Below are 10,780 nucleotides of genomic sequence, written 5' to 3'. Positions count from 1 at the left end.
AACCCTGCTCCTGACCGCGGTCAGGAGCAGGGTTTGCCCACCTCGACGGGACCGAAGAGCCAGTGTCGCTCGCCGTCGCACGCCACGTCGCGTGCAGCGGCACGATCCAGCGGGTCACCAGCGACTCGGCGGGACGGATCCGGGCGATCCACACGGTGGACCGGGTCTTCGGCCCCTACCAGCGCAAGGCGATCACCCTCCGAGACGGTGGATGCCTCATCCCCGGCTGTCACGTGCCGGCCGCTTGGTGCGAGATCCACCACGTCCAAGAGCACTCGCGTGGCGGACCGACCCATATCGACAACGGCGTGCTGCTGTGCTGGCACCACCATCGCACCCTCGACACCGGCGGCTGGACGATCCGGATGAGAAACGGCATCCCTGAAGTCCGCGGCCCGTACTGGTGGGACGCGACCATGCGCTGGCGACCCGTCACCTCATCACCCCTGCGCCTACGACAACGCCTCACCACGCGACTCGCAGCCGGCGACGGCTGAACGAGCGAGTGCCGGACCTGCCGTGCGGCTCCGAACCGACGGAGGGTGCGACACTGAGCATGCGTTCACCAGGGGTCGCCGCGGCTTGCCGCGTGACCGAATGAGAGCAGAGGAGCTCCAGTGACGTCCGACATCGATCTGGCCGGCCGGCGCGCACTCGTCACGGGCGGTGCCAGCGGCATCGGGCTCGCGTGCGTGCAGGAGTTCGCCAAGCGCGGCGCGCACGTGACCATCGCGGATCTGAATGCGGATGCCGCGACCGCCGCCGCTGAGGAGGTCGGCGGTGAGGCCTGGGTCGTCGACCTGTCCGACACCGCCGCGCTCGACGACCTGCGGCTCGACGTCGACATCCTCGTCAACAACGCCGGCATCCAGCGCGTGAGTCCCCTCACGGAGTTCGATCCCGATGCGTTTCGTCTCATGCTGCGGCTGATGCTCGAGTCGCCGTTCCTGCTCGTGCGCGCTGCGCTCCCGCGCATGTACGAACGCGGGTGGGGTCGCATCGTCAACATCTCGAGCGCCCACGGACTTCGCGCGAGCGCCTTCAAATCGGCCTACGTCGCCGCCAAGCACGGGCTCGAGGGACTGTCGAAGGTCACGGCGCTGGAGGGCGGTTCCCACGGTGTGACGAGCAACTGCATCAACCCCGCATATGTGCGCACGCCGTTGGTCGAGAAGCAGATCGTCCACCAGGCCAGGGTGCACGGCATCCCCGAAAGCGACGTGGTGGAGAAGATCATGCTCACCGAGACCGTCGTGAAGCGCCTCGTCGAGCCCGACGAGGTCGCATCGCTCGCCGGATGGCTTGTGTCCGACAAGGCCGGCATGGTCACAGGTGCGTCCTACACGATGGACGGCGGGTGGACGGCCCGATGACCAGCCGGACCGCGCGATGAGCCCGACGGACGCCGTGATGCCCCACCGCTACCGCACGATCGACGTGCCGGTCCTCGGCGGCGACCTCCGCGTCGGCGTGTGGGATCCTGATCCGCCGGTCGCCGCCGCCGCTGACGTCCTCCTGATCCACGGGGTGACGGCATCCCACCTCGCGTGGCCCTTCGTCGTCGACCGCCTGCCCGGAGTCCGCGCGATCGCCCCCGATCTGCGGGGGCGCGGCGCGAGCAACGGGGTCGCGGGACCCGCCGGCATGCGCGCCCACGCCGACGACATCGCGGCGGTGCTCGACGCGCTCGGAATCGAGCGCACGGTCGTCGTCGGTCACTCGATGGGCGGATTCGTCGCCGTCGTGTTCGCGCACCTGCACCCGGAACGCGTGTCGCGCCTCGTGCTCATCGACGGCGGACTGCCCCTGGACGTGCCCGCGGGCATCGACACCGACGCGCTCGTCGCAGGCATCCTCGGTCCGACCGCCGCCCGCCTGTCGATGCGATTCTCCGGCCCGGGGGAGTACCTCGACTTCTGGCGGGCGCACCCGGCATTCCGCGAGGACTGGACGCCCGAGCTCGAGGCGTACCTGTCGTACGACCTCGTCGCCGACGACGATGGCGGCTACCGCCCGGCGACGAGCTACCGGACGACGGCGGACGACACCGTCGACCTCACGACGGGGACTGCACTGCCCGACGCCCTCGCCGGTTTGCGGCATCCGACGCGCATGCTCACGGTGCCACGCGGCCTCCAGAACGAGGAGCCCGGCCTCTACGCGCCCGCCCACCTCGCGCGCGTGCTCGCGGCCAACCCGACGGTGTCGCACGAACGAGTCGAAGGCGTCAACCACTACACGATCGTCATGTCGCCGGCGGGAGCGGATGCCGTCGCCGGCGTGATCCACGAGGAACTCGCGGTGTCGCGAACCGCCTGAGTCGCCAAGACACGCCGATGTCGCCGCGAGCGAGCGGCGTGTCTTGGCGACTCGGGGACGGCCTACCTGCTCAGCGCGTCGCGGCGATGCGGGTCGTGAGCTGGTGGGCGTGAGCGAGCAGGGTGCGACCGAGCTCGGGCAGCCGGTCCGGCCCGAAGCGGAACTCCACGCCGGTGAGACTGAGCGCCCACTGCGGATGACCCTCGCGGCTGAACACCGCGGCACCCAGTCCGTACGACCCCTCGACGATCAGCCCCGGGTTGACCGCGTACCCGCGTTCCTGGGTGTCGCGAAGCCGCGCCCGCAGGCGGCCCTCGCCGTGAGGCGCGCCCCACTCGCCCGCGAGGCCCGGATGCCGCTCGAAGTACGCGTCCACATCGTGAGGCGGGAGGAAGGACAGGATGGCGAGCCCCGCCGACGCGACCCCGAGCGGGAAGCGCACGCCCTCTGACAGCACGAACGACCGGATCGGGAAGCTCCCCTCCTCACGAAGGAGGCACACCGTCTCGTCCCCACGCCGCACCGACAGGAACGCGCTCTCCTCGGTGCGCACGGCCAGAGACCGCACGATGTCGCGGGCGATGCCCGTGATGTCGTAGCGGGATGCCGCCACCGACCCCATGAGGTAGAGCTCAGGTCCCGGCATCCAGAGACCCGAGCGCTCGTCCTGGTCGACGAGCCCCTCGTGGCGGAGCGCCGTCAGAAGACGATGGGCGGTCGGCCGCGTGAGCTCGGCCCGCCGCGCGAGCTCGGCCACCGGCATCCCGTCATCGCCCGCCGAAGTCACGAGGCGCAGCAGGCGTGCGGCGCGCGCTACGGACTGCGCACCCGGCACACTCCGTCGGTTCGAGGTCGGTCCGTCCACGATGTGGACACTACGCGCGCACTCCTCCACATGGCAAACGTTACGGCGCGTCCTCGAGCGAACAGGCGCAGGATGGAGGCATCCGCCAGCGAAGGAGTACCGCGTGATCGACAAGACGTGGGGGTCGGCCGCGGAGGCCGTCGCCGACATCCCCGACGGGGCCTCGCTCGCCGTCGGCGGCTTCGGGCTCTCGGGCAATCCCATCGCCCTCATCGAGGCGCTGCTCGCGCAGGGAACCGGCGATCTGAGCATCGTGAGCAACAACTGCGGGGTGGACGACTGGGGCCTCGGCGTCCTGCTGAACGCGAAGCGCATCCGCAAGATGACGTCGTCATACGTCGGCGAGAACAAGGAGTTCGAGCGCCAGTTCCTCTCCGGCGAACTCGAACTGGAGCTCACGCCGCAGGGCACGCTCGCCGAGAAGCTGCGCGCCGGCGGGTCGGGCGTCGCCGCGTTCTACACGCAGACCGGCGTCGGCACCCAGGTGGCGGAGGGAGGCCTGCCGCGCCGCTACGACGGCGCGGGCGGGATCGCGGTGGCATCGCCCGTCAAGGACATCCGCACCTTCGACGTCTCGGGAGCGTCGCGCGAGTACGTGCTCGAGGAGGCCATCGTCACCGACTTCGCGCTCGTCCACGCGCTCAAGGGCGACCGCCACGGCAACCTGATCTTCAACAAGTCGGCGCGCAACTTCAACCCGCTCGCGGCGATGGCCGGGCGCGTCTGCATCGCCCAGGTCGAAGAGCTCGTCGAGCCGGGCGAGCTCGACCCGGATTGCATCCACCTTCCCGGCATCTACGTGCACCGCGTCGTCGAGGTCGGATCCGGCATCGAGAAGCGCATCGAACGCCGCACCGTCCGAGAGGCAGGCCACTGAGATGGCGCTCACCCGCAACGAGATGGCGGCCCGCGCCGCCCGAGAGCTCGCCGACGGCGCGTACGTCAACCTCGGCATCGGCCTGCCGACCCTGGTCCCCAACTTCGTTCCCGATGACGTCACGGTCGTGCTGCAGTCCGAGAACGGCATCCTCGGAGTCGGCCCGTACCCGGCCGACGAGCACGTGGATCCCGACCTCATCAACGCCGGCAAGGAGACGGTGACCACGCTTCCGGGCGCCGCGTTCTTCGACTCGGCGACGAGCTTCGGGATGATCCGCGGCGGCAAGATCGACGCGGCCATCCTCGGCGCGATGCAGGTGTCGGCCGCAGGAGACCTCGCGAACTGGATGATCCCGGGAAAGATGGTCAAGGGTCCCGGCGGCGCGATGGACCTCGTGCACGGCGCCGCCCGGGTGATCGTGCTGATGGAGCACGTCGCCAAGGACGGCTCGCCCAAGATCGTCCACCACTGCAGCCTGCCGCTCACCGGAAGGGGAGTGGTCGACCGCATCATCACCGACCTCGCCGTCATCGACATCACCGCCGACGGGCTCGTGCTCGTCGAGGTCGCCCCCGGTGTCACGGTCGAACAGGTCATCGCCGCGACCGAGCCCCCGCTCGCCGTCGCCCCCGCTCTTCAGGAGGAATCATGAACCACGACGACGTCGTCATCGTCGCCGCCGCCCGCACCCCGCAGGGGCGGCTCAAGGGCCAGCTCGCACCGCTCACCGCCGTGCAGCTGGGCAGCGCCGCGATCCGCGGTGCCCTCGCACAGGGCGGCATCCCCGCCGAGGCCGTCGATGCGGTGCTCGTCGGGCAGGTGCTTCCCGCGGGCGCGGGCCAGAACCCCGCACGTCAGGCGGCGGTGGGCGCGGGCATCGGCTGGGACGTGCACGCCGGCTCCGTCAACAAGGTCTGCCTGTCCGGTCTCACGGCGATCATCGACGGGGCGCGCATGCTCGCCGTGGGCGATGCGTCGGTGGTGGTCGCTGCGGGCATGGAGTCGATGACCCGCGCGCCGCACCTGCTCATGGGCTCGCGCGACGGCTGGACGTACGGCTCGATCGAGGTCCTCGACCACATGGCCGTCGACGGCCTGACCGACGCCTACGACCGCGAGAGCATGGGCGCCTCGACCGAGCGCCACAACGATCGCTTCGAGGTCACGCGCGAAGCGCAGGACGCGGTCGCGGCGCGCTCGCACCAGCGCGCCGCGCAGGCGCAGGCCGACGGCCGCTTCGACGCCGAGATCGTGCCCGTCGAGATCCCCCAGCGCAAGGGCGACCCCGTCGTCGTCACGAAAGACGAGGGCGTACGGCCCGAGACCACGGTCGACACTCTCGCCGGTCTGCGGCCCGCGTTCGCCCAGGGCGGCTCGATCACCGCCGGCAACTCGTCGCAGATCTCCGACGGCGCCTCGGCCGTCGTGCTCACGCGTCGCTCTCACGCCGACGAGAACGGCTGGCCGGTCCTCGCGGTCGTCGGCGCGTCGGGACAGGTCGCCGGCCCCGACAACTCGCTGCACGCGCAGCCCGCCCGTGCGATCGAGAAGGCCGTGGCCAAGCAGGGGATCGCCGTCTCCGACCTGGACCTGGTCGAGATCAACGAGGCGTTCGGCGCCGTCGTCGCCCGCTCGCAGGCCGAGCTCGGTCTCTCCGACGAGATCGTCAACCCGCACGGCGGCGGCATAGCGATCGGCCACCCGATCGGCGCCTCCGGCAACCGCCTGGTGGTGCACGCCGTGCACGAACTCGTCCGCCGCGGCGGCGGCACGGCCGCGGTCGCGCTGTGCGGCGGCGGCGGGCAGGGCGACGCGCTGATCCTCACCCGCTGAGCGGCGGCATCCGCTTCTCGCGCACCGGTGCGCGCGGCGTCTGCCACCGGTGCGCGCGGCGGGATACGGTCGCGGGATGACGACCATCACCCCGATCACGGCGGACGACCGACCGGCCTGGGACGCCCTGTGGCAGGCGTACCTCACGTTCTACGAGTCCGAGGTTCCCGCCGAGGTCACCGAGTCGACGTTCCGGCGGATCCTCGCCGACGAGCACCTCCACGGGGTGCTGGCGCGGGATGCCGACGGCCGGCCGATCGGGCTGGTCCACTGGCTCACCCACCCCGGCACGTGGACCACCGCGGTGTACTGCTACCTCGAAGACCTCTATGTCGATCCTGAGGCGCGCGGTGCGGGAGCGGGGACGGCGCTCATCGAGCACGTCCGCGGATGGGCGGTCCTGTTCGGTGCGGAGAAGGTGTACTGGCTCACGAAGGACGACAACGTCGTCGCGCGATCACTGTACGACCGGGTCGCCACCTCGACCGGCTTCGTGCACTACGAGATCGAGCTCTAGACGCGCTGCCGCCGGGCCCGCTCCTTCATGAGCTTCTTCTCCTGGCCGTGGACAGGGGAGTCGGGATCGATGGTGTGGCCGGTCGACGCACGGCGGATGTCGACGATCGCACCGACGACGAGGGCCACCGAGAGGGCCCAGCTGATCCACCCGAGAGCGCTTCGCCAGGTGAAGGGCGCGTCCTCGCGCATCCCGCGCAGCAGGGTGAGCCCTCCGGTGATCGCGGTCAGCAGGCCGGTGCCGAAGAGGTACTTTCGCATGCGCCCACGCTAGCGCGCGGCATCCGTCACCGTCTGCCCTTGACAGCCGAGACCGCTCGCGTCAAGCGGAAGGAATGCGCTCGCGTCCCGCGATAGCCTGAGGATGCCTCGTCCCCCCGCCACCCGTCAGGAGCCCGAGTGACCCAGGCGCAGCTCGTCGTCGTTGCGAACCGTCTTCCCGTGGACCGCGTGGTCGACGACTCCGGTGAGCCGTCATGGCGCCGGTCGCCCGGAGGTCTCGTGACGGCGCTCGAGCCCGTGATGCGCCGTGCCGACGGCGCGTGGGTCGGGTGGCCCGGCCAGGCCGACGTCGACGTCGACCCCTTCGAGTTCGAGGGCACGCACCTGGTTCCGGTGCGCCTCAGCTCCGACGACGTCGAGAAGTATTACGAGGGCATGTCCAACGACACGTTCTGGCCGCTGTACCACGACGTGATCGCCGAGCCGCGGTACCGGCGCGTGTGGTGGGACGCGTACGTCCGGGTCAATCGGCGTTTCGCCGAGGCCGCGGCAGCCGTCGCCGCCGACGGCGCCGAGGTCTGGGTGCAGGACTACCAGCTGCAGCTCGTGCCCCGGATGCTGCGCGAGATGCGTCCCGATCTCACCATCGGCTACTTCCACCACATTCCCTTCCCGGCATACGGGCTCTACTCGCAGCTTCCGTGGCGCCGTCAGGTGCTCGATGGCCTGCTCGGGGCCGACGTGATCGGCTTCCAACGGGTGGCGGATGCCGGAAACTTCGCTCGCGCGGTGCGCCGGGTGCTCCGCTTCGACACGAGGTCGACGGGAATCAGCGTCCCGAACCCCGACGGCACCACGCGCACCGCTCTCGCCAAGGCGTTCCCGATCTCGATCGACGCCGCGTCCTATGTCGAGCTGGCACAGCGCCCCGACATCCAGGCGCGCGCGGCCGAGATCAGGAGGGAGCTGGGCAACCCTCGGAAGATCCTGCTCGGCGTCGACCGACTCGACTACACGAAGGGCATCCGCCACCGGCTGAAGGCGTTCGGCGAGCTGCTGGCCGACGGCCGGGCCAATGTCGAGGACGTCACACTCGTGCAGGTCGCCAGCCCGAGCCGCGAGCGCGTCCAGGCGTATATGCAGCTGCGCGACGAGATCGAGCTCACGGTCGGCCGGATCAACGGCGACCGCGACACGATGGGGCACACGGCGATCCGATACCTGCATCAGGCGTATCCCCGCGAGGAGATGGTGGCGCTCTTCCTGGCGGCGGACGTCATGCTGGTGACGGCGCTCCGCGACGGCATGAACCTGGTCGCGAAGGAGTACGTGGCCGCACGCGTCGACAACCGCGGGGTGCTGGTGCTCAGCGAGTTCGCGGGCGCCGCCGACGAGCTGCCGAGCGCGGTGCGCATCAACCCCCACGACATCGACGGGATGAAGGACGCGATCATGCGCGCGATCGAGATGCCGCCGGCCGAGCAGGGGCGCCGCATGCGGGCGCTGCGAAAGCGCGTCATGGAGCACGATGTCGCGCGATGGTCCCGCTCGTTCCTGTCGGCGCTCGACGACGCCAAGGCGGCGAAGCGCCGCAGCGATGCGAGGAGGGCCAGCGCGTGACCACGCCATCCCCGGAGGAAGTCCGCACGGCGATCGCGCGGGTGGCGGCATCCGACCGCCTGCTCGTGGCGCTCGACTTCGACGGCACCCTGTCGCCGCTCGAGGACGAGCCCATGGACGCGCGGATGCTGCCTGCCGCACGCAATGCCGTCGACGCGCTCCTCGCGGCACCCGACACGCTGGTCGCTCTGGTGTCGGGTCGCAGCCTGTCCGATCTCCGCGTCATCGCCGAGCACGGCGACGACTCGCCGCTGCTGCTGGCGGGATCTCACGGCGCCGAGTTCTGGATCCCGGGCGAGGGCGCGGTGACCCACGACGAGGACCCGGCCGACGCCGCACTGCGCGATGAGCTGCGGGCACACGCCGAGCAGGCGACAGCGCAGATCGACGGCGTGTGGATCGAGCCCAAGCGCTTCGGCTTCGGCGTGCACACCCGCCGATCGACGGCGGCCGGCGCCGCCGAGGCGAACCGGCTGGTCGACGCGCTCGTCGCGGCCGAGGCGCCGCAGTGGCGCCGCCGCACCGGGCACAACATCATCGAGTACGCGTTCCGCCACGAGGGCAAGGACTCGGCGATCGCGGAACTGCGGGAGCGGACCGCCGCCTCCGCCGTGGTCTTCGCCGGCGACGATGTGACCGATGAGGACGCGCTCGCGAGCCTGGGAGAGGGCGACCTGGGGGTGCACGTGGGGAGCAAGCCGACCGCTGCGACGATCAGCGTGCCCGACATCCCCGCGATGGCCGAGCTGCTCGCCGTCATCGCGGCCGAGCGGTCGGCCGCTCGGGAATAGACTTCCCCCATGCCCCAGCCTGACAACTCCATCGACATCAAGCCGCGCAGCAGGGTCGTGACCGACGGCATCGAGGCCACGACATCGCGCGGCATGCTCCGTGCCGTCGGCATGGGCGACGAGGACTGGGACAAGCCGCAGATCGGCATCGCGTCGAGCTGGAACGAGATCACGCCGTGCAACCTGAGCCTGGACCGGCTCGCGCAGGGTGCGAAGGAGGGCGTGCACGCCGGCGGCGGCTACCCGCTGCAGTTCGGCACCATCTCGGTCTCGGACGGCATCTCGATGGGCCACGAGGGCATGCACTTCTCGCTCGTCTCGCGCGAGGTCATCGCCGACTCCGTCGAGACCGTCATCATGGCCGAGCGCCTCGACGGCTCGGTGCTCCTCGCCGGCTGCGACAAGTCGATCCCGGGCATGCTGATGGCATCCGCCCGCCTCGATCTCTCGAGCGTCTTCCTCTACGCCGGCTCGATCGCGCCCGGCTGGGTCAAGCTCTCGGACGGCACCGAGAAGGACGTCACGATCATCGACTCCTTCGAGGCGGTCGGCGCGTGCCTGGCCGGCAAGATGAGCGAGGCCGACCTGAAGCGCATCGAGTGCGCGATCGCCCCGGGCGAGGGTGCGTGCGGCGGCATGTACACCGCGAACACGATGGCGTCCGTCGCCGAGGCCCTCGGCCTCAGCCTGCCGGGCTCGGCCGCCCCGCCGTCGGCGGACCGTCGCCGCGACTACTTCGCCCACCGCTCGGGCGAGGCCGTCGTCAACCTGCTGCGCCAGGGGATCACGACGCGCGACATCCTCACGAAGGAGGCGTTCGAGAACGCGATCGCGCTGGCGATGGCGCTCGGCGGCTCGACCAACGTCGTGCTGCACCTCCTGGCGATCGCGCGCGAGGCCGATGTGGAGCTGAGCCTGCACGACTTCAACCGCATCGGCGACAAGGTGCCGCACGTGGCCGACATGAAGCCGTTCGGGAAGTACGTCATGAACGACGTCGATCGCCACGGCGGCATCCCGGTGATCATGAAGGCGATGCTCGACGAAGGCCTCCTGCACGGCGACGCCCTCACCGTGACCGGCAAGACGCTGGCCGAGAACCTCGCCGACCTGAACCCCGATCCGGTCGACGGCACCGTGATCCACTCCTTCGACGACCCCATCCACGCGAAGGGCGGCATCACGATCCTGCACGGCTCGATCGCCCCCGAGGGCGCGGTGGTCAAGTCGGCCGGATTCGACGCCGACGTGTTCGAGGGTCCTGCCCGCGTCTTCGAGCGCGAGCGCTCGGCGATGGACGCGCTCGAGGCCGGCGAGATCGCCGCGGGCGACGTCGTCGTGATCCGCTACGAAGGTCCCAAGGGCGGACCGGGCATGCGCGAGATGCTCGCGATCACCGCCGCCATCAAGGGCGCGGGGCTCGGAAAAGATGTACTACTCTTGACGGACGGCAGATTCTCAGGCGGCACAACCGGCCTGTGCATCGGCCACATAGCACCCGAAGCGGTGGACGCTGGTCCGATCGCCTTCGTGCGCGATGGTGATCTGATACGGGTCGATATCGCGGCTCGCACGCTCGACCTACTCGTCGATGATGCAGAGCTCGACTCCCGCCGCTCTGGCTGGGAGCCGCTTCCCCCGCGCTATACCCGTGGCGTCCTGGCCAAGTACTCCCGACTCGTGCGCTCCGCTGCGGAGGGCGCGACCACCGGTTGAGCCTGGCTTCCGACATCC

Annotated in this window: 12 protein-coding genes; 10 read left to right on the top strand and 2 right to left on the bottom strand. The window is 70.4% G+C overall.

Annotation, left to right across the window (positions count from 1 at the left end):
- Positions 1–62 precede the first annotated feature (62 nt).
- From ASD93_RS07495 to ASD93_RS07485, 3 genes are all read left to right on the top strand, one after another.
- Complete coding sequence (locus ASD93_RS07495) at positions 63–497, top strand: HNH endonuclease signature motif containing protein (protein ID WP_056120865.1); 435 nt, start codon at positions 63–65, stop codon at positions 495–497.
- Positions 498–617: 120 nt separating this feature from the next.
- Positions 618–1,373 carry a 3-hydroxybutyrate dehydrogenase gene (locus ASD93_RS07490; RefSeq protein WP_056120863.1) on the top strand — a complete coding sequence of 252 codons (756 nt, stop codon included), beginning with the start codon at positions 618–620 and terminating at the stop codon, positions 1,371–1,373.
- A gap of 16 nt (positions 1,374–1,389) precedes the next feature.
- Entirely contained in the window at positions 1,390–2,319 is a 930-nt protein-coding gene (locus tag ASD93_RS07485; protein ID WP_082569225.1) for an alpha/beta fold hydrolase, read from the top strand.
- Between the two features lie 70 nt (positions 2,320–2,389).
- Here ASD93_RS07485 and ASD93_RS07480 read toward each other — a convergent pair whose 3' ends face one another.
- A complete protein-coding gene (locus ASD93_RS07480; protein ID WP_056120861.1) occupies positions 2,390–3,184 on the bottom strand; it encodes an IclR family transcriptional regulator in 795 nt (264 codons plus the stop codon).
- A gap of 103 nt (positions 3,185–3,287) precedes the next feature.
- Between ASD93_RS07480 and ASD93_RS07475 the strand changes: the two genes are divergently transcribed.
- The 4 genes from ASD93_RS07475 to ASD93_RS07460 all read left to right on the top strand — a co-directional run bounded on the left by ASD93_RS07475 (position 3,288) and on the right by ASD93_RS07460 (position 6,414).
- Positions 3,288–4,061 (top strand): CoA transferase subunit A, encoded by a 774-nt coding sequence (locus ASD93_RS07475; RefSeq protein ID WP_056120859.1) that lies wholly within the window; start codon positions 3,288–3,290, stop codon positions 4,059–4,061.
- 1 nt (position 4,062) lies between these two features.
- On the top strand, positions 4,063–4,716 hold the full coding sequence (locus ASD93_RS07470; RefSeq protein WP_200950627.1) for a CoA transferase subunit B: 654 nt from the start codon (positions 4,063–4,065) through the stop codon (positions 4,714–4,716).
- Complete coding sequence (locus tag ASD93_RS07465; RefSeq protein WP_056120857.1) at positions 4,713–5,897, top strand: acetyl-CoA C-acetyltransferase; 1,185 nt, start codon at positions 4,713–4,715, stop codon at positions 5,895–5,897. The genes ASD93_RS07470 and ASD93_RS07465 overlap by 4 nt, the downstream gene beginning before the upstream one ends.
- A 76-nt stretch (positions 5,898–5,973) precedes the next feature.
- Positions 5,974–6,414 carry a GNAT family N-acetyltransferase gene (locus ASD93_RS07460; protein ID WP_056120855.1) on the top strand — a complete coding sequence of 147 codons (441 nt, stop codon included), beginning with the start codon at positions 5,974–5,976 and terminating at the stop codon, positions 6,412–6,414.
- Here ASD93_RS07460 and ASD93_RS07455 read toward each other — a convergent pair.
- Positions 6,411–6,674 (bottom strand): hypothetical protein, encoded by a 264-nt coding sequence (locus ASD93_RS07455; protein ID WP_056120852.1) that lies wholly within the window; start codon positions 6,672–6,674, stop codon positions 6,411–6,413. The two genes, ASD93_RS07460 and ASD93_RS07455, sit on opposite strands and share 4 nt — an antisense overlap.
- 138 nt (positions 6,675–6,812) lie before the next feature.
- On the opposite strand from ASD93_RS07455, the gene ASD93_RS07450 reads away from it, so the two are divergent.
- Genes ASD93_RS07450 through ilvD form a run of 3 tightly spaced genes read left to right on the top strand, consistent with a single transcriptional unit; the run spans position 6,813 to position 10,762 of the window.
- The gene (locus tag ASD93_RS07450) at positions 6,813–8,255 is read left to right on the top strand and encodes an alpha,alpha-trehalose-phosphate synthase (UDP-forming) (RefSeq protein ID WP_056120848.1); all 1,443 of its coding nucleotides are present in this window, start codon (positions 6,813–6,815) and stop codon (positions 8,253–8,255) included.
- Complete coding sequence (gene otsB, locus ASD93_RS07445) at positions 8,252–9,046, top strand: trehalose-phosphatase (RefSeq protein ID WP_056120847.1); 795 nt, start codon at positions 8,252–8,254, stop codon at positions 9,044–9,046. The genes ASD93_RS07450 and otsB overlap by 4 nt, the downstream gene beginning before the upstream one ends.
- 9 nt (positions 9,047–9,055) lie before the next feature.
- The gene (gene ilvD, locus ASD93_RS07440; protein ID WP_056120845.1) at positions 9,056–10,762 is read left to right on the top strand and encodes a dihydroxy-acid dehydratase; all 1,707 of its coding nucleotides are present in this window, start codon (positions 9,056–9,058) and stop codon (positions 10,760–10,762) included.
- Positions 10,763–10,780 lie beyond the last annotated feature (18 nt).

Source organism: Microbacterium sp. Root180 (assembly GCF_001428485.1).
In the GTDB taxonomy this organism is placed as follows: Bacteria; Actinomycetota; Actinomycetes; order Actinomycetales; family Microbacteriaceae; genus Microbacterium.
The sequence above is the reverse complement of the archived record's forward strand: the minus strand, read 5'-3'. Positions and strand labels throughout refer to the sequence as shown.